Source organism: Sphingobium sp. B10D7B, from assembly GCF_025961955.1.
Taxonomy (GTDB): Bacteria; Pseudomonadota; Alphaproteobacteria; order Sphingomonadales; family Sphingomonadaceae; genus Sphingobium.
This window is the reverse complement of sequence record NZ_JAOQOQ010000001.1, coordinates 1,213,215-1,233,747: the sequence shown is the minus strand read 5'-3', so window position 1 is coordinate 1,233,747 and position 20,533 is coordinate 1,213,215. Positions and strand designations below refer to the sequence as shown.

18 protein-coding genes are annotated in these 20,533 nt (G+C 66.5%); 11 read left to right on the top strand and 7 right to left on the bottom strand.

The features are described from left to right. Positions 1 to 25 precede the first annotated feature (25 nt). From M2331_RS05795 to recQ, 4 genes are all read left to right on the top strand, one after another. Positions 26 to 1,354 carry a PQQ-binding-like beta-propeller repeat protein gene (locus M2331_RS05795; RefSeq protein WP_181559386.1) on the top strand — a complete coding sequence of 443 codons (1,329 nt, stop codon included), beginning with the start codon at positions 26 to 28 and terminating at the stop codon, positions 1,352 to 1,354. Beyond that, positions 1,354 to 2,787 (top strand): ribosome biogenesis GTPase Der, encoded by a 1,434-nt coding sequence (gene der / locus M2331_RS05790; protein ID WP_181559385.1) that lies wholly within the window; start codon positions 1,354 to 1,356, stop codon positions 2,785 to 2,787. The genes M2331_RS05795 and der overlap by 1 nt, the downstream gene beginning before the upstream one ends. Next, positions 2,771 to 3,010, top strand: coding sequence for a sulfurtransferase TusA family protein (locus tag M2331_RS05785; protein WP_181559384.1), 240 nt, complete (start codon positions 2,771 to 2,773; stop codon positions 3,008 to 3,010). Before der ends, M2331_RS05785 begins: the two co-directional genes overlap by 17 nt. A gap of 133 nt (positions 3,011 to 3,143) precedes the next feature. Then, a complete protein-coding gene (recQ, locus tag M2331_RS05780) occupies positions 3,144 to 4,907 on the top strand; it encodes a DNA helicase RecQ (RefSeq protein ID WP_181559383.1) in 1,764 nt (587 codons plus the stop codon). A gap of 4 nt (positions 4,908 to 4,911) precedes the next feature. Here the strand turns inward: recQ and M2331_RS05775 are convergent, their stop codons facing one another. The 3 genes from M2331_RS05775 to M2331_RS05765 are packed head-to-tail and all read right to left on the bottom strand — an operon-like array spanning position 4,912 to position 7,117. Then, complete coding sequence (locus tag M2331_RS05775) at positions 4,912 to 5,184, bottom strand: hypothetical protein (RefSeq protein WP_181561391.1); 273 nt, start codon at positions 5,182 to 5,184, stop codon at positions 4,912 to 4,914. A gap of 52 nt (positions 5,185 to 5,236) precedes the next feature. After that, positions 5,237 to 5,899 carry a class I SAM-dependent methyltransferase gene (locus tag M2331_RS05770; RefSeq protein WP_181559382.1) on the bottom strand — a complete coding sequence of 221 codons (663 nt, stop codon included), beginning with the start codon at positions 5,897 to 5,899 and terminating at the stop codon, positions 5,237 to 5,239. 12 nt (positions 5,900 to 5,911) lie between these two features. After that, a complete protein-coding gene (locus tag M2331_RS05765) occupies positions 5,912 to 7,117 on the bottom strand; it encodes a DUF3419 family protein (RefSeq protein ID WP_181559381.1) in 1,206 nt (401 codons plus the stop codon). Between the two features lie 139 nt (positions 7,118 to 7,256). Between M2331_RS05765 and cls the strand changes: the two genes are divergently transcribed. Continuing rightward, on the top strand, positions 7,257 to 8,666 hold the full coding sequence (cls, locus tag M2331_RS05760) for a cardiolipin synthase (RefSeq protein ID WP_181559380.1): 1,410 nt from the start codon (positions 7,257 to 7,259) through the stop codon (positions 8,664 to 8,666). 3 nt (positions 8,667 to 8,669) lie between these two features. On the opposite strand, the gene M2331_RS05755 is transcribed toward cls, so the two are convergent. Then, a complete protein-coding gene (locus M2331_RS05755) occupies positions 8,670 to 9,665 on the bottom strand; it encodes a threonine/serine dehydratase (protein ID WP_264592306.1) in 996 nt (331 codons plus the stop codon). A 53-nt stretch (positions 9,666 to 9,718) separates the two neighbouring features. Between M2331_RS05755 and M2331_RS05750 the strand changes: the two genes are divergently transcribed. The 6 genes from M2331_RS05750 (at position 9,719) to M2331_RS05725 (ending at position 15,977) form a co-directional block, all read left to right on the top strand. Then, positions 9,719 to 10,927, top strand: a complete 1,209-nt coding sequence (locus M2331_RS05750) for a saccharopine dehydrogenase family protein (protein WP_181559379.1) — start codon at positions 9,719 to 9,721, stop codon at positions 10,925 to 10,927. Then, positions 10,927 to 11,304, top strand: coding sequence for a hypothetical protein (locus tag M2331_RS05745; RefSeq protein WP_220128523.1), 378 nt, complete (start codon positions 10,927 to 10,929; stop codon positions 11,302 to 11,304). The genes M2331_RS05750 and M2331_RS05745 overlap by 1 nt, the downstream gene beginning before the upstream one ends. Before the next feature lie 67 nt (positions 11,305 to 11,371). Continuing rightward, positions 11,372 to 12,559: a carboxynorspermidine decarboxylase gene (locus M2331_RS05740; protein ID WP_181559378.1), complete on the top strand. Its 1,188-nt coding sequence runs from the start codon at positions 11,372 to 11,374 to the stop codon at positions 12,557 to 12,559. A gap of 101 nt (positions 12,560 to 12,660) precedes the next feature. Continuing rightward, positions 12,661 to 14,001, top strand: coding sequence for a methyl-accepting chemotaxis protein (locus M2331_RS05735; protein ID WP_181559377.1), 1,341 nt, complete (start codon positions 12,661 to 12,663; stop codon positions 13,999 to 14,001). A gap of 280 nt (positions 14,002 to 14,281) precedes the next feature. After that, entirely contained in the window at positions 14,282 to 15,475 is a 1,194-nt protein-coding gene (locus M2331_RS05730; RefSeq protein WP_181559376.1) for a type III PLP-dependent enzyme, read from the top strand. Between the two features lie 64 nt (positions 15,476 to 15,539). Then, complete coding sequence (locus M2331_RS05725) at positions 15,540 to 15,977, top strand: MAPEG family protein (protein WP_181559375.1); 438 nt, start codon at positions 15,540 to 15,542, stop codon at positions 15,975 to 15,977. Here the strand turns inward: M2331_RS05725 and M2331_RS05720 are convergent. The 3 genes from M2331_RS05720 to ilvD all read right to left on the bottom strand — a co-directional run bounded on the left by M2331_RS05720 (position 15,967) and on the right by ilvD (position 20,483). Beyond that, positions 15,967 to 17,181 (bottom strand): class I SAM-dependent RNA methyltransferase, encoded by a 1,215-nt coding sequence (locus M2331_RS05720; RefSeq protein WP_181559374.1) that lies wholly within the window; start codon positions 17,179 to 17,181, stop codon positions 15,967 to 15,969. The two genes, M2331_RS05725 and M2331_RS05720, sit on opposite strands and share 11 nt — an antisense overlap. Continuing rightward, entirely contained in the window at positions 17,178 to 18,548 is a 1,371-nt protein-coding gene (locus M2331_RS05715; RefSeq protein ID WP_181559373.1) for an NAD(P)H-hydrate dehydratase, read from the bottom strand. Before M2331_RS05715 ends, M2331_RS05720 begins: the two co-directional genes overlap by 4 nt. A gap of 210 nt (positions 18,549 to 18,758) precedes the next feature. After that, positions 18,759 to 20,483 (bottom strand): dihydroxy-acid dehydratase, encoded by a 1,725-nt coding sequence (gene ilvD / locus M2331_RS05710; RefSeq protein WP_181559372.1) that lies wholly within the window; start codon positions 20,481 to 20,483, stop codon positions 18,759 to 18,761. Positions 20,484 to 20,533: the final 50 nt, after the last annotated feature.

Sequence of the window (20,533 nt, the reverse complement as noted above, 5' to 3'; positions counted from 1 at the left end):
TCCATTGAAAGAGAAACCCACGAGGATGCGTAATCCCACATCATATCGCGCCGCCTGGATCGGCATTCCTGCGGCCCTTCTGCTCCTGACCGGATGCGGCGGGAAGAGCGGCCCCAAGACCCCCGTGCATGGCGACCGCACCTCCATTCTGGGCAGCAACAATGTGCTGGCCGTGGACGACGCCGTGGCATCGCAGGTGGTGACGCTGCCGCCGCCGGTCGTGAACCCGGCTTGGGCGCAATCCGGTGGCAATGCCGCCAAGGCCATCGGCCATGTCGCGCTCGGCGACAATATCCAGCAGGTTTGGTCGGCGTCGGTGACCGGCGGCGGCTCGCGCAGCCGGCTGGCCGCAGCGCCGGTCGTCGCAGGCGGCAAGCTGTTCGTGATCGACACCGATGCGACCGTCTCCGCCTTCGACGCCAAGACCGGCGCGCGGCTCTGGTCGAAGAGCATTCGCTCGCCCAACCAGCCTTCGCAGGTGCAGTTCGGTGGCGGCGTCAGTGTCGAGGGCGACCGTTTGTTCGCCACGTCCGGCGCCGGGTCCGTTGCGGCGCTGAATGTTGCAGACGGCGCCGAGATCTGGAAAGTGCAGCCAGGCGGCCCGCTCCGCGGTGCGCCCACGCTCTCCAACGGCAATGCCTATGTGATGAGCCAGGACAACCAGCTCTTCGCGCTCTCGCAAGCAGACGGCGCGGTCGTGTGGACGGACAGCGGCACGCTGGAAGCCACGGGCGTGTTCGGCGTCGGCGCTCCGGCGGCGGCGCAGGGTTCGGTCATCGCCGGCTATAGCTCGGGCGAACTGACGGCCTATCGCTACGAGAATGGCCGCGCCTTGTGGGGCGATGCACTCAGCCGCACCAGCATCTCCACCTCAGTCGCCATGCTGACGGACATCGACGCCGATCCAGTGGTCGACCGGGGCCAGGTGTTCGCCATCGGCGAAGGCGGCCGCATGGCCGCCTATGAACTGGTGAGCGGGCAACGCCTGTGGGAGCTGAACATCGGCGGCATCGCCACCCCGCTGGTGGTGAGCGACTGGGTGTTCGTGGTGACCGACAAGTCCCAGCTGCTCGCCATCACCCGCGCCACCGGCAAGATCCGGTGGATCAGCGATTTGCCGGCTTGGCGCAAGCCGAAGAAGAAGACCGGCCCGATCCGTTGGCGCGGCCCGATCCTCGCGGGCGGCAAGCTCATCCTCGTCTCCACCGAAGGCGCGATGGCGTTCGTCGATCCGACGAGCGGCAAGGTGCTGCAGGAGCGCGACCTCAAGCAGGGTCTCACCCTGCCGCCCATCGTCGCGGACAACATGCTTTACGTGCTGACGGACGAGGGACGCATCCTCGCGTTCCGCTGATGGCAAAAAGACAACGCCCAGACCGCGACACGCCGCCCGGAAGCCTTCCGGTCGTCGCCATCGTCGGCCGCCCAAATGTGGGCAAGTCCACGTTGTTCAACCGGCTGGTGGGCAAGAAGCTTGCGCTTGTCGATGACCAGCCCGGCGTCACGCGCGACCGGCGCGAGGGCGATGCCGAACTGCTCGGCCTCAAGTTCCGCATCGTGGATACCGCCGGTTTCGAGGAAGACGACGCGCAGACCCTGCCGGGCCGGATGCGCGCGCAGACCGAAATGGCGGTTCAGGGTGCCTCGGTCGCCTTGTTCATGATCGATGCGCGCGCGGGCATCACGCCGCTCGACGAGCATATCGCCCGCTGGCTGCGCGCCGGGAATACGCCGGTGGTGCTGCTCGCCAACAAGGCCGAAGGCCGCGCTGCCGACCCCGGCATCATGGAAGCCTTTTCGCTCGGCTTTGATGAGCCTGTGGCTTTCTCCGCGGAGCATGGGCAAGGTCTTGCCGACCTGTTCCAGGCGATCCGCCCGCATGTCGAGGCGGACGAGCCAGACCTACCCGTCAAGGGCGACGAGGATGATGTGGGAGACGAGGACGAGCTGGACGACAGCGCGCCGCTCAAGCTCGCCATCGTGGGGCGGCCCAATGCAGGCAAGTCCACGCTCATCAACCGCATATTGGGCGAAGAGCGGCTGATTACCGGGCCGGAAGCCGGCATCACGCGCGACAGCATTGCCGTCGACTGGACGTGGCACGCCCCCGACGGTGTGGCGCGCGCCGTGCGGCTGATCGACACCGCCGGCATGCGCAAGCGCGCCAAGGTGCAGGAGAAGCTGGAGAAGCTCTCCGTTGCGGATGCGCTTCATGCCGTGGATTTTGCGGAAGTCGTGGTGCTGATGCTCGATGCAACCCTTGGGCTTGAGGCGCAGGATCTGCGCATTGCCGACAAGGTGCTGAGCGAGGGTCGTGCGCTCGTGATCGCGCTCAACAAGTGGGACGTGGCCGAGAATGGCTCGTCGCTGTATCAGGGCGTCCGCAAGGCGCTGGAAGACGGGCTTGCGCAGGTGCGCGGCGTGCCGCTGCTCACTGTATCCGGCGCCACCGGCAAGGGCATTGACGATCTGCTGCAAGCGGCATTCGATACCCGCCGCCGCTGGTCGCAGCGCGTGCCAACGAGCCTGCTCAACCGCTGGTTCGATGAGGCGCTGGAAGCCAATCCGCCGCCGGCACCGGGCGGCAAGCGGATCAAGATGCGCTACATCACCCAGGCGCGCAGCCGGCCGCCGACGTTCGTGGTGTTCGGGTCGCGTCTTGATGAGGTGCCGGAGAGTTACAGCCGCTATCTCGTGAATGGTATCCGCAAGGCGCTCGACTTTTCGGGCGTGCCAATCCGGCTAAACCTGCGTAGCGCACGGAACCCATTTGACAAAAAGAAGTGATCCGGCGCGCATCGACGCCCGCGGGCTGAAATGCCCGTGGCCCGTCCTGCGCGCCGCGCGCGCGATGCGCGACCATGATTCCGTATTGCTGCTGGCCGACGATCCGGTGGCGAAAATCGATGTGCCCGCCTTGGCGCAATCCAATGGCTGGGCGATTGGCGTTCACGAGTCCGAGAGCCATATGGAATATGCGCTGAGCCGCGAGGGCGCAGAGGAAACATAAGCGAATGAGATGCGGCCGTTTTGTGGCTTTTCGTTGGCAGGAACCCCCTGTTCTGCCGCACTGACAGATGATGAACGGTCGGCAGGGCCATTCTGCCCTTCCCCCTCACCCCTCCCCACCCTATAGCCGCCCGATGCTTGCCGATCCCGCCGCCCTGCTCCGAAGCGTCTTTGGCTTCGAGGCCTTTCGCGGCGTGCAGGCGCAGGTGGTGGACCGGGTACTGGCTGGCCGCCCGACGCTGGCGATCATGCCGACCGGCGCCGGAAAATCGCTCTGCTATCAATTGCCCGCGCTTGCCCTGCCGGGCTGTTGCGTCGTGGTCTCGCCGCTGATCGCGCTGATGCACGACCAGTTGCGCGCGGCGCGAGCGCTCGGCATCCGCGCGGCGAGTCTGACGTCGGTGGACGCTGACTGGCGCGAGACGCAGGACAGGCTGGTCGCCGGCGAGCTGGACCTGCTCTACGTAGCGCCAGAGCGCGCCTCGGGAGACGGTTTCCGCGCGCTGCTGGAGCGGTCTCGCCTCAGCCTCTTCGCGATCGATGAGGCGCATTGCGTCTCGGAATGGGGCCATGATTTTCGTCCCGATTACCGCCTGCTGCGTCCGCTGCTCGACGCCTTTCCCGATGTCCCCCGTCTGGCGCTTACCGCAACCGCCGACGCCCATACCCGCGCGGATATTCTCACCCAGCTCGGCATTCCGGCCGACGGGCTAATCATCTCCGGCTTCGACCGGCCCAATATCCGTTACCTCGTGCAGCCGCGCGATGGCCTGCGTCGTCAGCTCACCGATATTCTGGCGGCCAATCCCGGCCCCGGCATCATCTATGCACCAACCCGCGCCGCGACCGAGCAGCTTGCCGAGGCGCTCGGTGCCAAGGGGCGGCCGGTGCTGGCCTATCATGCGGGGCTGCCTGCTGAGCTGCGCGCCGCCAATCAGGCCGCGTTCCTCGCCAGCGAGGAGATGGTGATGGTCGCCACCGTCGCCTTCGGCATGGGCATCGACAAACCGGATGTGCGCTTCGTCGTCCATGCCGGCCTGCCCAAGTCCATCGAGAGTTACTATCAGGAGAGCGGACGTGCCGGCCGCGATGGCGATCCCGCGACGGCGACGCTGCTGTGGGGCGCGGAGGATTTCATGCGGGCGCGCCAGCGGATTAGCGAGGTGGAGCCAGAGCGTCAGGCCGGCGAGCGCGCGCGCATTGCCGCCCTAGGCGCGCTGGTGGAGACCGCGCGGTGCCGCCGTGCGGTGCTGCTGCGCCATTTCGGCGAGAGCCCGCCACCCACCTGCGGCAATTGCGACAATTGCCTCTCGCCCCCCGCCAGCATCGATGCGACGCTGACGGCGCAGAAGCTGCTCTCGGCCGTCCACCGCACCGGCCAGAGCTTTGGCCTCGGTCACCTCGAAGCCGTGCTGACCGGGCGGGGTAATGACCGGATTTCCCAGCGCGGGCATGATCGCCTGTCGGTCTTCGGCATTATCGAGGGCGAGGAGGCCGGGCTCATCAAGCCGGTCGCCCGCGCCCTGCAGGTGCATGATGCGCTGACCACCACCGACCATGGCGGGCTTGCGCTCGGTCCGGCGGCGCGCGGTTATCTCAAGGGCGAGGAGCGCGTGGAGCTAGTCATTCAGCCGAAGAAAGAGCGGCGCCGTGGCCGCGACAAGGGGCAGAACCCCGTCAACGACCCGGTTTTCGATGCGCTACGCGAGTGCCGCCGCACGCTGGCGCAGGAGGCCGGGGTGCCGCCTTATGTCATCTTCCATGACAGCACCTTGCGCGACATGGCCGCGATCCGCCCGAAGTCGCTGCGGGACATGGCGCTGGTCAGCGGTGTCGGCGAGCGCAAGCTGGAGGCTTATGGGGATGCGTTTCTGACCGCCCTCCGCTGCTTCGGCTAATTCATCAGCCCGTTTCGTCGGCGTCGGTAAGCCGTGCGGCCATATCCATGAAATTACGGGCGGCTTCGCGCTCGGCGGGGTCCTTGAACGCGACGTCCAGGTCCGGCGCGCCACCGAGCATGTGCATCAGCGCCCACAGGCCGAAGCGCCGGCCCGGATCCTTCTCCAGCCCGAAATCGACGCGCATCCGCTCGATTCCGGCGCCCATCGCCTCGGGAGGCAACTCTTCCAGTTCGGTCTTGCCGAAATAGCGCAGCATCAGGTCATGAAAATCCATGGCCGCCAGCATAAGGCAGGCACGGCCCGGACGCAGCCGAAATCGACGGCGCTTACCGCCGGATCGTCACGCTCCAGGCGTAGCCGCGATACAGGGCACGGCAGGACAGGTCCGCGCCATAGGTCGCGGTAAGACCGTGGGCCACGGCAAAGAGCGGCTCGCGCGGCGTGACGTGAAAGCGCCCGAGCCAGCCCTGCAAGGCCGCGCGGAACCAGCCGGGCAAGCGCTCCTGCTGGCCGAAGTCGACGATATGGAGCGACCCGCCCGGTTCGACGACCGAGAGCGCCTGCGCCAGCGCGGCTTCCCATTGCGGGATCATCGAGAGGCTGTAGCTGATATAGACCCGGTCAAAACCCGGCTCGCCGAACAAGGCCTGCGGGTCGAACCGGGCGGCATCGGCGCGCTCCAGCAGCGTGCGCGAGTGCGCCCCCGCATGCGCAATATTGCGCTGCGCCGATTTGAGCATCTCTGCCGAGATATCGAGCCCGAAGAGCCGCGCCTGCGGATAATGCCGAGCGACCAGCGCGAGATTGCGCCCGGTGCCGACGCCGATCTCCAGCACCGATCCGCCAGCCGGCACAGTCAGATTGCGGATCAGCCGATCCCGCCCCAGCAGATAATATTTGCGGGTGATGTCGTAGACATGCCGCTGCAGCGCATATTGCGCGTCCATCGCGCGCGCATGGCGGTCGCTCGCCGCGCCGATGCGGTCCATGTGCGACACTGCTTAACCCTTCAAACTGTAGAGATGCACGCCGCCATAAATGGACGAGCGGTCGGCGCGGGTGAAGTGGAGCGAGTCCTCGCCATGATAATGCCAGCGCTCCAGAAGGGGATAGGGCACGCGCCCCGGCAGCAGGCTCGGCTCGGCCGCCGTGCGGAAGAGCACGCGAGCGCCGGGGCGGGCCGTGCGGGTGATCTCGTACCAGAGCGCCATCAGTTGCGCGTCGCTCATCCAGTCCTGCGCATCCAGCAGGACATAGCGATCCACGCTGGCATCCGGCTGCTGCGAGAGCCAGTCGGTCATATTGGCATGGCGGACATCGACCCGGTCCGCGCGCGCCCTCACCGCCTCATAATGATTCTGCTGGAGATAGGGCGGCAGCGGCGCATCCGCATGGCGGCCATAGCCGCGCCCGAAGGCCTGCCAGGCGAAATAGTTGGCCTTGAGATCATAGTCGCAGGCGAGCCGCTCAAGCCGCTTGCGCAGCACGGCGGCCATTTTCTCATCGCCGGCAAGCGCATCATATTGCGCCGGAGGAATGCCGAGGCCGAAGAGCGAGGCGGGCTGATCGGTCAGCCAGCGGATGAATTTGCGCTCGAAGATCGGCGCCAGCCGCGCCTCGAAGATGCGGCGCTGCTCGTCCATGTCACGCGCCGCCAGCAGTTCGCGCGGATCGATCCGGTACAGCCGCGCCACCAGATGCGCCGCGCCGATGAAGCCGCCGAGCAGCCCGCGCTTGTATGCGCCGGAGCGGAACATGCCGATGCGGCGGCGCCCCACCAGATCGCGCCCTTCCCAATAGCGGCGCGCGGTCTCGTCCAGATGCGGGCGGATATGGGCCTTATAGGCCCGGAGATTCTCCGCGCTGTCGGCCTCGGCAAAGAAGCGGCGGAAGGCGGCGTAGTCCGGCAGGTGCAGCGCCGCGACCTGCTTCAGCCGATTGAGCGCGATGTGCGCCGTGTTGAGATCAACCGCCGTGATGCGCGCAGGTTCGGCGGTCAGGTAGGAGAGCACATTGCAGCCGCCGCTGGCGATGGTCACGACATGGCTCTCCGGCGTGATCGCCAGCGCCGCCATGTCCACCACCGGGTCTTCCCAGATCTGGGCATAGACCAGGCCGCGGAATGCGAAGGCGAAGGCGCGTTCGAGAAGGCCCTCGCGCGTGGTCGCCTCATGGTTGATGACGGCGCGATCGATGACATGCGGCATGAACGGCTCCCCTGTTGGTCCACCTGACGCCCCGCTAGGCGCCATGCATGTCAGGCCCGTGACCGCGCGATGGCAGATTGGTGACGAGGCTGCGTGCAATGGTCTTGGCTCTGGCGGAGCGGTCACGCTAGGATCGGGCATGGCAGGGTCATCACCCCATCTCGATCAGATCTGGTACGCGCTGGAATGGCTCATCCGCCTCGGCGCGCTCGCGGTCGTGCCCTTGCGGCGGACACCTGCGGCGGCCCGAGCATGGTTGCTGCTGATCTTCTTCCTGCCGGTCCCCGGCCTGCTCTTGTTTCTCGCCATCGGCAGTCCGCGCTTCCCGGCGTGGCGGCGCGAGCGGTTCGACGCCTTGCAGCCCTTCTTTGCTGCGACCGCGCAGGCGCAGCAGCGGCATCGTCCCGCGCTTGGCGATGTGGAGCCCATCGCGGCGCTCGCGCGCACTTTGGGGCATATGCCCGCCACCGACGGCAATGCCATCACGCTGATCGATGCCTATGACGCAGTGGTGGACCGGCTCGTCGCGGATATCGATGCCGCCGAGCAGTCCGTCCACCTGCTCGTCTACATCTTCGCCGACGATGCCGTGGGCCAGCGCGTGGCCGCTGCGCTTGGCCGGGCCGTGCAGCGTGGCCTGGACGTGCGGGTGCTGTTCGATCCGGTGGGTTCGCGCCCATGGCGGCGCGGGACGCAGGCGCTGTTGCGCGCCAAGGGGGTGCGCGTCTGCGAAACGCTGCCGTTGCGCCTGATCCGGGCGCGAACCCGGCGCGACATGCGCAATCATCGCAAGCTCTTCGTGATCGACGACAGGATCGGCTATGCCGGCTCCCAGAACATCGTCGCGCGCGATTTCCGGCCCGGCGTGGTCAATCGCGAACTGGTCGCGCGGGTGACGGGGCCGGTGGTCGCCAGCATGGCGGCTCTGGTGCGTGCCGACTGGTCGCTGGAGTCCGGCGATCCGCCCGGCGCCTCCCCTGCCCCGAAGGACACTGCCGGGACCGCCTGCCTGCAATTGCTTCCGAGCGGGGCGGATTATCCGCTGGCCGGGTTCGAGACGCTGTTGGTCTGGCAATTGCATCAGGCGCGCCAGCACGTCGTCATGGTCAGCCCTTATTTCGTGCCGGGCGAGGACGTGCTCGGGGCCATGGGCGCTGCGGTGGCGCGCGGAGTCAAGGTCGACCTCATTCTCTCGCGCGTGGCGGATCAGCCGCTCGTCCGCCTGTCGCAAAGCTCCTTCTATCAGGAGCTGCTGGACGCCGGCGTCTCGATCCACCTGTTCCCCAACGAACTGCTCCACGCCAAGACGCTCAGCATCGATGACCGGCTAGCCGTGGTGGGATCGAGCAATGTCGACCTGCGCTCGTTCCAGCTCAATCAGGAGGCGAGCCTGCTGATCTATGACGCCACCTCGATTGCGCAGGTGCTGGCCATTCATGACGGCTATCTGGCTGCCTCCACGACGCTGACGCCGGCAGCATGGCGCACCCGCTCGCGCACCCGGCGGCTCGCCGAGAACATCGCCCGGCTGGTGGATTCGCTGCTGTGAGCCTCAGCCCGCCCGGTCGGCGAGTTCCAGCAGGCGGGTGAACGTCTCCCGGTCGACATTGCCGCCCGAGAGGGTAACGAGCGTCGCATCGGTCACCGGCACCTTGCCCGCCAGCACGGCAGCCAGCGCCGCAGCCCCGCCGGGCTCGACCACCAGATGGAGCTTCTCGAAAACCAGCCGCATGGCCCGCGCGACCTCCATCGGCGTCACGGCGGCGCCACCGCTGGCCCGGCCCTGCAATACCGCGAAATTGATCGGGAAGGTGCGTGGCGTCTGGAGCGCGTCGCAATCGGTGGGGAAGGAAAGATCGTCCACCGACTGGATGCTGCCGGCGGCGAGCGAGCGAAGCAGATCGTCATAGCCTTCCGGCTCGGCCAGATAGAGCTGCGCATCCGGACAGGCCAGCGCGAGACCGGCAGAGAGACCCCCGCCCCCGCAACAGGCAACGATGCGATCCGGTCCGCGCCCAAGCTGCGCCTGCATTTGCGCTGCCCCCTCAATCCCGAGCGTGCCCTGCCCCTCGATGATCCACGGATCGCCATAGGCATGAACGAGGGTCGCGCCGGTCTTCGCGACCAGATCGGCGGCGATGCTGTCGCGATCCTCGCTCGCGCGATCATAGAGATGGACCTTGGCGCCCAGCGCCCGGGTCGCCGCCAGCTTGGCGCGGGGCGCATTGCTCGGCATCACGATGGTCGCGGCGATGCCGAGCCGCCGGGCGGCCCAAGCCACGCCCTGCGCGTGATTGCCGCTGGAAACGCCGACCACCCCGCGCGCACGCTGCTCCGCCGTCAGATCGCTCAGCCGATGCCATGCACCCCGGATCTTGAAGGCGCCGATGGGCTGGAGCATGTCCGCCTTGCACCAGATCGTCCGCCCCTGGACCTCCAGAGGCAAAAGCGGCGTGGGCGGCAGCAGCGCCGCAATCTTGTCCGCCGCGCGCAACACGCCCTCGCGGCTCGGCGCACGAAGCGGATCGAGCAATTCTTGTTCTGTCACAGAGCCCCCCTATATGCAGGCGCTTGTCGATTCGACTTCATGGAGACTAACAGATGAGCAAGGTGCTGGTCATCGGCGCAGGTGGCGTCGGATCGGTCGCGGTCCACAAGATGGCGATGAATGTGGACATCTTCAGCGACATTCACCTCGCGAGCCGCACGGTCTCCAAATGCGATGCCATTGCCGCCTCCGTGAAAGAGCGCACGGGCGTTGCCATCAGCACCTATGCGCTGGACGCCGACGACGTGGCCGCAACGACCGCGCTCATCAAGCAGATCGGCCCCAAGCTGGTCGTGAACCTTGCCCTGCCTTATCAGGACCTCGCGATCATGGATGCCTGCCTCGCGGCCGGCGTGAATTATATGGACACGGCGAACTACGAGCCGCGCGACGAGGCGCATTTCGAATATAGCTGGCAGTGGGCCTATCAGGACCGGTTCAAGGATGCCGGCCTCATGGCGCTGCTCGGCTCCGGCTTCGACCCGGGCGTCACCAGCGTCTTCGCGAGCTGGCTCAAGAAGCATCATTTCGAGCGGATCGACACGCTCGACATTCTGGACTGCAATGGCGGCGACCATGGCCAGCACTTCGCCACCAACTTCAATCCGGAGATCAACATCCGCGAAGTAACTGCGCCCGCGCGGCACTGGGAGAATGGTGCGTGGGTGACCACGCCTGCCCTCTCCTACAAGCAGAGCTTCGACTTCGAGCAGGTCGGCCCCAAGAACATGTACCTCATGTACCATGAGGAGCTGGAGAGCCTCGCCAAGCACCTGCCCGAGATCAAGCGCATCCGCTTCTGGATGACCTTTGGCGATGCCTATCTCAAGCATCTCGAAGTGCTGCAGAATGTCGGCATGACGCGGATTGACCCGGTGATCTACAATGGCGTTGAGATCATCCCGCTGCAGTTCCTCAAGGCCGTGCTGCCCGAGCCAGCCAGCCTTGGCCCGACGACCAAGGGCAAGACCAACATCGGCGATATTGCCACCGGCCTTGGCAAGGATGGCAAGGACAAGACGCTCTACGTCTACAATATCTGCGACCATGAGGACGCTTATGCCGAGACCGGCAATCAGGCGGTGAGCTACACCACCGGCGTGCCGGCGATGATCGGCGCGGCGCTGATGCTGCGCGGCAACTGGTCCGGCGCGGGCGTGTTCAACATCGAGCAACTCGATCCCGATCCGTTCATGGACATGCTGAACAAGCATGGCCTGCCGTGGCAGGTGAAGGAACTCGACGGACCGCTGCCCTTCTGATGGGCGCCCTGCGCATCCGCATCGGGCTGGCGAGCGCCGCCCTGGCGCTCGCTCTGGGCGGCTGCGCGCCGCGGATCGGCCTGGTCGATGGCGTGCCCTCCTCCGAGCTGAACAGTTGCGCCCGCCAGGGCGGCTCGCTGCAGGCACGGGGGCGTGCGCAGACAGTCATGTGCGTGGTGCCCTATGCGGATGCGGGCAAGAGCTGCGCTTCGAAAAAGGACTGTCAGGGCCGCTGTCTGGCCCAGCCGGGCAAGAACGGCGCCCTGCCGCTCGACGAGCAGAAGGCGCCCGGGCGCTGCCAGGCCGACAACAAATTATTCGGATGCTTTGCCGAACTCGACGGCGGCAAGGTCGTTCGGTCTATGTGCATCGACTGATCGGTGCATCGATGAAGGCGCGGCGCTCGCAGCCGCGCCGTGACATGATTTGAGCGGAGCAGACCCCATGGAAACCCGAGCCGGCGACCCCGGCGCCTTTGCGCGCTTCGATCTCAATCGCGTGCCCTCGCCTGCTTTCGTGGTCGATGCGGCCGCCATCCGACGCAACCTGACGATCCTCAAGGACGTACGGGACCGGGGCGGCATCAAGATGCTCGCCGCGCTCAAAGCCTTCTCGATGTGGTCGCTCGGGCCGACTGTCTCGGCCTATCTAGACGGGGTCTGCGCCTCCGGACTCTACGAGGCCCGACTGGGCCGCGAAGAATATACCGGGCTGGATGAGAAGGGCGAAGTCGCGACCTATTGCGCCGGGTACAAGGCAGCAGACCTGCCCGAGATCTGTGTGCTTTCCGACCATATCATCTTCAACTCGCCCGGCCAGCACGCGCGCTTCCGGCCCATTCTCGATGCGCAGCGCGCACAGGGGATGAGCTTCGACGTGGGCTTGCGGATCAATCCGCTCCATGCCGAGGGCGAGGTGGCGAAATATGATCCCTGCCAGCCCAACAGCCGGCTCGGCTTCCCCATCGACCAGCTACTCCCTGAGCATCTTGAGGGCGTGGACGGCATTCATTTCCATACGCTGTGCGAGCAGGATTTCGTGCCGTTGGGCCGGACATGGGCCTCGGTGGAGCCGAGCCTCAAGCGCTTCTTTCCTCAGCTCAAATGGCTGAACTTCGGCGGCGGCCATCATATCACCCGCGCCGACTATCAGCGCGATGAGCTGGTCGCCTTCCTCCAGCAGGTCCGCCGTGAGACCGGGCTCGACGTGTATCTGGAGCCCGGCGAGGCCGTGGCGCTGGATGCGGGCATCCTCGTGGGCGAAATTCTCGATGTGATCGACAATGGCATGCCTGTTGCCATCGTGGATATTTCCGCGACCTGCCACATGCCGGACGTGATCGAGGCGCCCTATCGCCCGGCAATGCTCGGCGAGCAACCCGGCGGCGATCTGGTGCGGCTCGGCGGTCCCTCCTGCCTCGCAGGCGATATCATCGGCGACTATGCCCTGCCCGTCCCCGCCGAGCCGGGCCGTCGCATCGCCTTCCTCGACCAGGCGCATTATTCGATGGTGAAGACCAACACCTTCAACGGCGTGCCGCTGCCCTCCATCTGGCTGTGGGACAGCGAGACGGACGAACTGCAGGAAATCCGCCAGTTCGGCTATGAGGACTTCAAAGGCCGGCTGAGCTGACATGGAAACGACATAAAACTGTCACAATAAGCCCTTGAATTTCCTCGCCTCGTCTGAGCTGGATAACCAAAACTTTACCGTCCGACCTCTAGAGGCGTGGCATGATGCATGCCGCCTCTTTCCAGATCGACGGACAGGATGACGAGGACGCTGTCGCCCGGCTGCGGATGCCGGGCAGCGAGCAGATCAAGGCGCGGCAGGGCGCCTCGCCCATGGAGATTGTCGCGCTGTTTCGCCAGCACATGGGCTTGCGGCTTCTCCCGCTGGTCGATGAGGCAGATCGCCCCATTGGCGCCATCTATGAGGAGGATGTTCGCAATATCCTCTTCAACCCCTATGGCTATGCCTTGCTGAGCAACGCCGGCGTGACCATCGCCTTTGGCGAGCGGATGCAGCGCTGCCCGGTGATCGAGATGGATCGAGGCCTCGCCGGCCTGCTTGCTGTCCACCCCCGCGATGGCGGCAAGGAAGCGATCATCGTGACGCGCGGGGGCCGCTATGCCGGCTTCGTCCCCAATGCCGCCATTCTCGGGGCGATCAACGCCCAGGAGGTGCGGCAGCGCCGCGCCCGCGACGCCGAACTGGCACGACTGCGCGCGGTGAGTACGGCCTTCGAGCAGGACATCCAGAGCCTCTCTACGGCGCTTGGCGATATGGCTTCGCTGCTGCAGGATACGGCCACCGGCACCGCCACCCGCAGCCAGGACAATACCGACCACGCCTTGCACGTGCTCACCGCCGCCGGCCAGACCGGCGCGATGATGGACGAGGTGGCGCGCTCCAGCGCCGCATTGGTGCAATCGCTCGGGCGGCTCGACGAGGAAACGGAGCAGGCGCGTGCTGTCGCCGTCGAAGCTGTTTCCCGCGTCGATGCCAGCGCGGCGCAAGCGCAGGCGCTCGATCAGGCCACGCAATCCATCGAAACGATCACCGCCACGATCGAAACGCTGGCCCGGTCGGTCAAGCTCCTCTCGCTCAACGCCTCGATCGAAGCGGCGCGGGCCGGAGAAGCCGGGCGCGGCTTTGCCGTCGTCGCCAACGAAGTGCGCGCCCTCGCCCAGCAGACCGGTGCGGCTGCACAGAACATACACACCCACGCCCTGACCGTCCGCGGCACCGTTGAGGCCGTCACCGGCGCGCAGGCGGGGCTTGAGCGCGTGATCGCCAGCGTCAAGCAGATCGCCGACAGCGTGACCGCGACGGTGAGCGCCCAGCGCGCCCTCTCCCTCCACCTTGCCGCCGGCACCGAACAGGCGGCCTCTGCCAGCAAGGACATCGAGGCGCATATCGTGCGCATCTCCGGCAATGCGCGATCCGCCGCCGAGGGCGCGCAGGATCTGGCGCGGACCGCTTATGATCTGAGCGACTCATCGAGCATCCTCTCGCGGCGCGTGGACCGGTTCCTGAGCGACATCGCGATGCGCGACGGCGCCGCTGATTGAAGCGCATTCACGCGCGGATTCGACTCGCCGCAACCGCGCCACCCGATCCGGCGGGTTTGCGACACGTCCGATCCTGCACCGAAATTGCGCCATCGCACCGGCGCCATTACGAAAAAGCCAGACTTTCTGGCACTTTCCAGCGCCGCAGCGCGTGACTCAATTTTGACCCCCGATCTTTACAGGGGGGGCCGCAGGTCATATATGCGCACCCCTGCTGCCCCATGGGACTTCCACCGCAAGGCAGCTCTTTAGTGCCTGTAATCCATGGAGGTCCCTTGAGTTGTACAAGCATCATAGCGCGCTGGGGGTAGCACTTTCCCTCAAACCGGCAGCACCGGTAACGCTTATTCGCCCGCAGGCAGCTGCCCGCGCCGCTCGATACTTCTCGACGAAGTTCCCGGGGCGCTCGCTCTATGCCGTCAAGGCCAATCCCTCGCCCGCGTTGCTGGAAACGCTGTGGGCAGCTGGAATCACGCATTTCGATGTCGCGTCCATTGCCGAGGTTCGGCTGGTCGCGCGGACGCTGCCGCAGGCCAAGCTCTGCTTCATGCATCCGGTGAAAGCCGAGGAAGCCATTCGCGAGGCCTATTTCAAGCATGGCGTGCGGACCTTCTCGCTGGATTCGCTCGAGGAGCTGGAGAAGATCGTGCGGGCCACCCGTGGCGCGCCGGACCTGGAGCTGTGCGTGCGCCTGCGCGTCTCCTCCGAGCACAGCAAGCTGAGCCTCGCCTCCAAATTCGGCTGCGATCTCGCCGATGCGCGCGAGCTGCTGCAGGCCACCCGTCAGGCGGCCGATGCCCTCGGCATCTGCTTCCACGTCGGCAGCCAGGCGATGTCGCCCCACGCTTATGTGCAGGCGATCGAGCGCGTGCGCGCCGCGATTGTCGATGCATCGGTGACGGTGGACATTGTGGATGTGGGTGGCGGTTTCCCCTCCACCTATCCCGGCATGGAGCCGCCGCCGCTCGGCCATTATTTCTCGGCCATTCACCGCGCCTTCGAGAGCCTGCCGATTTCCTATTCGGCCGAACTGTGGTGCGAGCCGGGCCGGGCGCTGTGCGCGGAATATAGCTCGCTGCTCGTGCGCGTGGAAAAGCGCCGCGGTAATGAGCTGTTCATCAACGACGGCGCCTATGGCGCACTGTTCGATGCAGCACATCTCGGCTGGCGCTTTCCCGTGCAGTTGCTGCGCGCGGAGGCCAATGAGGCGGATCAGGAAGCTTTCAGCTTCTATGGCCCGACCTGCGACGACATGGACCATATGGCCGGCCCGTTCATGCTCCCTGCGGACGTGCGGGCGGGCGACTATATCGAGATCGGGATGCTCGGCGCTTATGGCAATGCCATGCGCACCGACTTCAACGGCTTCGGCGCGGAGAGCGTCGCACAGGTCGCCGACGAGCCGATGGCCAGCCTCTACCGCGAGGAAGAGCCGGCCCCGCAGCAGTCCAACGTGGTGCAACTGCGCCGCTAAAGCGGATTGCCAAGTATAAAAGAATGAGACAGCCTCCCCGGATACGCTTCGGGGAGGCTTTTTCATGTCCGTCAATCTGCTGGTGCCGGTGTTTGCGCTGGTGCTCTGGTCTATCGTGATGCTCATCTGGACGGTCGCGCTGCGGCTACCGGCGCTGAGCAAGCTCAAAATCTCGCCGGAGCAGGCACGAGGCGGACGCGGGCAGGATCTCGACCGGATGCTGCCGCGCGAGATCAACTGGCCGGCGCACAATTATGCGCATCTGATGGAACAGCCGACGATCTTTTACGCGACGGCGATCGGCCTGGCGCTACTCGGCCAGGGCACGACGGCCAACATCGTCCTCGCCTGGGCCTATGTGGGCATCCGCATCGTCCACAGCGTATGGCAAGCGAAGGTGAACACCATTCCGGTGCGTGCCAGCCTGTTCTTCCTCTCGTCGATCCTGCTGGCGGTTCTGGCCGTCAACGGCCTGCTCGCCGCGCTACGGCTCAGCGCCTGAAGGTGGCGACCAGCTCGACATGGGTGGACCAGCGGAACTGGCCGACGGGTTTCACCCGCTCGATGCGGTAGCCTGCCTCGGCCAACATCACCGCATCCCGCGCGAAGCTGGCCGGATTGCAGGAGACATAGACGATCAGCGGCACCTGTGAGGCCGCGATCTGCGCCACCTGCTCGCGCGCGCCGGCGCGGGGCGGATCGAGCACGACGGCTTCGAAGCGGTTGAGTTCCGCTGGCGTAAGCGGACGGCGGAACAGGTCGCGATGCTCCGGGAAGATGCGGCCGGGCAGGCGATTGCCACCGGCGCGCAGGGCCATCACCAGATCGCGGGCGGCCTCCGCCGCATAGACCTTGCGCCCCGGCACATCATTGGCAACGGACAGGGCGAAGGTGCCGAGCCCCGCGAACAGATCGGCCACCATCGCCGCGCCGCCCAATGCCTGACGCACCTCGGCGACCAGAGCCGCCTCCCCGTCCTGCGTCGCCTGCAGGAAAGCGCGTGGCGGGTAGCCCGTGAGGACCTTGCCGAAGCGCACCGTCGCCGGCTCCGGCTCCCAGATGGTCATCGGGGCATCGTCATCGATCAGGATGAGCCGGGCGAGCTGGTTCTCCCGGGCGAACTCAAGCAGCGCCTCGGTATGCGCGAGGCCATCGGCCCGCAGGCCTGAAAGGACGACATCCACGCCCTGATCGACCAGCGTCAAATCCGCCTCGCCGGGCTGCCGATCCGGCAGCATCGTCGCAAAGAGCGCACGCAGCGGGGCGACCAGCGCGAAAAGGCGCGGGTCCAACACCGGGCATTCGCGCAGATCGATGAGCTTGTGACTGCCCTGCTCCGAGAAGCCGAACTGGATGCGCTTGCCGAGCCGCAGCGCCCGCAGGCTGGCCCGACGACGGCTGTGCGGCGGCGAGACATAAGGCGCGGCGACCTCCTGCGCGCTCAGCCCCTGCCCGGCCAGCGCTCCGGCGACACGATCGCGCACATAGTCGGTGAAGGCCTCATCCGACAGGTGCTGGAGCTGGCAGCCCCCGCATTGCGGGAAATGGCGGCATGGCGGCGTGACGTGATGCGGTCCGGCCTCGATGCTGCCATCGGTGCGCAGACGGTCGCCCGGCGCGCTGAGCGCGACATGGCGGCCATCCGCCGTCACGCCATCGCCTCGCGCGGCAATGCGGACGATAAGATCGGGATCGGGGCTGGTCATGAGGCACTCGCAAGGGCAGCAGGAAGGCAACCGACAAGATCGTCGGCAATGAAGGCCGCGCCGGCACGGCGGCCAGCCTCGCCATGCAGCCAGACGGCCTCACAGGCAGCGGTGAAGGCATCGCCCGTAACCGCCAGACGGCCCGCGCACAAGCCGGCGAGCACATCGCCCGTGCCAGCGGTGGAGAGCCATGACGAGGCGGGAGGCGCGACAACGCAGCGGCCATCGGGCGCGGCGATCACGCTGTCAGCCCCCTTGTGGACCACGACGGCACCGATATCGGCCGCCGCCGCGCGAGTGCGATCGATCTTGTTGCCCGATCGTTCGCCGAAAAGCTGGCGGAACTCGCCTTCATGCGGGGTGACGATGGCAGGCGGTGGCCCTTCCGCGGGACCGCGCGTGCCCATGAGCCATAAAGCATCCGCATCGGCGACGGTGGGCACCCCTGCCCTCAAGGCCGTGAGGAGCGTGCGCCATGCGGCATCATCGCGCCCAAGGCCGGGCCCGACGAGCAGCGCCTTGGCCCGATCCACCTCGAAATGCTCGCTGCACACAATGGCGTGACTGTGAGAGCTGGCCGGCGCGGCCTGCGCAATCAGCCGCACATAGCCGGCCCCGCTGTGCGCCGCCGCCTCCGCCGCCAGCGCGGCCGCGCCCGGCATCTCGCCGGCCACGACGCAGACCAGACCGCGCAGATATTTGTGGGCATCGCGGCCCGGGGGACGGATCGATGGCGGTTGAAGAACCCACGCAGCATCCGCCGGCACGTCGATGCCGATATCGACCAGCCAGTGCTGCTGCGCGAAGCCGAGCGCCGGCATCAGCACCTGGGCGGGCTTCCAGGCGCCCAGCGAGAGGCAATGGGTGAAGACCGGCACTGGGGAGAGCGCGAGCGCGGCATCGCTCTCCACGCCGCTCGGGACGTCGATGGCGTAGCTCAGTTGCGCGGCCTCCACCAAGGCGCCGAGCCGCGCCGCCAGCTCCGGCGACAGGCCGCGCGTGAGGCCGATGCCGAACAGCGCATCCACCAACTGCGTCGCCGGTTCGGCAAGCATGATATCCTCGACCGGGCCGCCCCAGTCGGCGCGCGCCTTGCGGCTGCTGTCCGTTCCGCTCTCGCCCAACGCCGCCACGCGGACGGGCACGCCCAGATCGCGCAGGGCACGGGCGATGACGAAGCCGTCCCCGCCATTGTTGCCGGGGCCGCAGAGCACCAGCACATCGCGCATCGCGCCAGCGCGGAAGATCGCCTCTGCGACGCCCTCGCCGGCCGTGCACATCAGGGCGTAGGGATCGGTGCCGGCATCGAACAGCGCCTGCTCGGCGTCGCGCATCTGGGCGACGGTAAGGATGGGCATGGCGGTCATTGGCGGACCGTTGGGGCGAGCACGCCCCCTTCAACACCCCCTCTGTGCTCCTGCGAAGGCAGGAGCCTAGGACGGTCAGGACAGTTGCATGCGCCCTGGGCTCCTGCCTTCGCAGGAGCACGGCGTTGAGCAAATAAGCGCCGGTGGCGCCGCAGCTGACGCGGGGATGCATCAGCCCAGGCCCCTCTCCCGAGGAGAAGGGCCATGGGATCAGATATCAGCGAAGACATGCTTCTCCGCTTTGGCGCCGGGATGCGTCACCGCGCCCTGCCAGGCCGGCCCGACATTCTGCGCATAGCGCCACAGGGCACCCGCCTGATAATTATTCTGGCGCGGTTGCCACTTCGCCCGGCGCTCGGCCAGCACGGCTTCGTCGACCACCAGATCAATCGTGCCGGCCTCGGCATCGATGCTGATGGTATCGCCATTCTCGACCAGCGCGATGGGGCCGCCGTCCGCTGCTTCCGGGCCGACATGGCCGATGCAGAAGCCGCGCGTGCCGCCCGAGAAGCGCCCGTCCGTGATGAGCGCGACCTTCTCGCCCAGACCCTGCCCATAAAGCGCAGCGGTGGTCGAGAGCATCTCGCGCATGCCGGGGCCGCCCTTGGGGCCTTCGTAGCGGATCACGACGACATCGCCGTCCACGATCTGCTGCGCCTCCACGGCGGCGAAGGCCTCTTCCTCGCGCTCGAACACCTTGGCGATGCCGGTGAACTGCAGGCGCTTCATGCCCGCGACCTTCACGATCGCCCCATCCGGCGCAAGGCTGCCCTTGAGGCCGACGACACCGCCGGTCGGCGTGATCGGCGTCTTGGCGTCGTAGATGACCTTCTGGTCGGGGTTCCACGTCACTTCGTCGATATTCTCGCCCAGCGTCTTGCCGGTCACCGTCATGCAATCGAGGTGCAGCAGGCCGGTCTGGGCCAGCGACTTCATGAGCATGTAGATGCCGCCGGCGGCATGCATGTCCTTGGCGACATATTTGCCGCCGGGCTTGAGGTCGGCCATGTACGGCGTGGTCTTGAAGATTTCGGCCACGTCAAACAGCGAGAAGTCGATGCCGCATTCATTGGCCATGGCCGGAAGGTGCAGCGCGCCGTTGGTGGAACCGCCGGTCGCCGCGACGATGCGGGCGGCATTCTCAAAGGCTTCGCGCGTGCAGATGTCCCGCGGGCGCAGGTTGATCTTGAGCAGCTCCATGATCTGCTTGCCCGCCGCGACAGCGATTTCCTGACGGCTCTTATAGGGCGCCGGCACCATGTTGCTGTTCGGCAGCGACAGGCCGATGGCCTCGCCGACGCAGGCCATGGTGTTGGCGGTATATTGGCCGCCGCATGCGCCGTGACCCGGGCAGGCCGCCTTCTCGATGGCCGTCACTTCCGAGAGCGGGCAATTGCCGGCAGCGAACCGCCCAACAGCCTCGAACACGTCGATGACGGTCAGGTCCTCGCGATCCTTATACTGGCCGGGGAGGATGGAGCCGCCATAGACGAAGATGCTGGGCACATTGAGGCGCAGCATCGCCATCATCATGCCGGGGAGCGACTTGTCGCAACCGGCGAAGGTGACTAGCGCGTCATAGCAGTGGCCGCGCACGGACAGCTCGACGGAGTCCGCGATGACCTCGCGGCTGACGAGGCTGCTCTTCATGCCCTGATGGCCCATGGCGATGCCATCGGTCACCGTGATGGTGTTGAAGCGGAACGGCGTGCCGCCTGCCGCCATTACGCCCTCGCGCGCCCAATTGGCCTGCGTATCGAGCGTAGTGTTGCACGGCGCGCTGTCATTGCCAGCGGAGGCGAGACCTACGAACGGCTTGGCAATATCCTCTTCCTTCCAGCCCATCGCATAATAATAGCTGCGGTGGGGGGCGCTCTCGACGCCAACGGAGACGTAGCGGCTGGGGAGTTTGGATTTGTCGAAGCTGTGGGTCATTTCATTCACCTTCCTGCGGGCAGCGCTCTAGGCCCGTTGCGGGGCGGCTT

Bases quoted from the DNA above. Each gene is read 5' to 3' on its own strand.
- M2331_RS05750 (WP_181559379.1), top strand. From the start codon at position 9,719: ATGAGCAAGGTGCTGGTCATCGGCGCAGGTGGCGTCGGATCGGTCGCG.
- M2331_RS05715 (WP_181559373.1), bottom strand. From the start codon at position 18,548: ATGACCGCCATGCCCATCCTTACCGTCGCCCAGATGCGCGACGCCGAG.
- M2331_RS05740 (WP_181559378.1), top strand. From the start codon at position 11,372: ATGGAAACCCGAGCCGGCGACCCCGGCGCCTTTGCGCGCTTCGATCTC.
- M2331_RS05720 (WP_181559374.1), bottom strand. From the start codon at position 17,181: ATGACCAGCCCCGATCCCGATCTTATCGTCCGCATTGCCGCGCGAGGC.
- cls (WP_181559380.1), top strand. From the start codon at position 7,257: ATGGCAGGGTCATCACCCCATCTCGATCAGATCTGGTACGCGCTGGAA.
- der (WP_181559385.1), top strand. From the start codon at position 1,354: ATGGCAAAAAGACAACGCCCAGACCGCGACACGCCGCCCGGAAGCCTT.
- M2331_RS05775 (WP_181561391.1), bottom strand. From the start codon at position 5,184: ATGGATTTTCATGACCTGATGCTGCGCTATTTCGGCAAGACCGAACTG.
- M2331_RS05735 (WP_181559377.1), top strand. From the start codon at position 12,661: ATGATGCATGCCGCCTCTTTCCAGATCGACGGACAGGATGACGAGGAC.
- M2331_RS05765 (WP_181559381.1), bottom strand. From the start codon at position 7,117: ATGCCGCATGTCATCGATCGCGCCGTCATCAACCATGAGGCGACCACG.
- ilvD (WP_181559372.1), bottom strand. From the start codon at position 20,483: ATGACCCACAGCTTCGACAAATCCAAACTCCCCAGCCGCTACGTCTCC.
- recQ (WP_181559383.1), top strand. From the start codon at position 3,144: ATGCTTGCCGATCCCGCCGCCCTGCTCCGAAGCGTCTTTGGCTTCGAG.
- M2331_RS05795 (WP_181559386.1), top strand. From the start codon at position 26: ATGCGTAATCCCACATCATATCGCGCCGCCTGGATCGGCATTCCTGCG.
- M2331_RS05770 (WP_181559382.1), bottom strand. From the start codon at position 5,899: ATGGACCGCATCGGCGCGGCGAGCGACCGCCATGCGCGCGCGATGGAC.
- M2331_RS05745 (WP_220128523.1), top strand. From the start codon at position 10,927: ATGGGCGCCCTGCGCATCCGCATCGGGCTGGCGAGCGCCGCCCTGGCG.
- M2331_RS05725 (WP_181559375.1), top strand. From the start codon at position 15,540: ATGTCCGTCAATCTGCTGGTGCCGGTGTTTGCGCTGGTGCTCTGGTCT.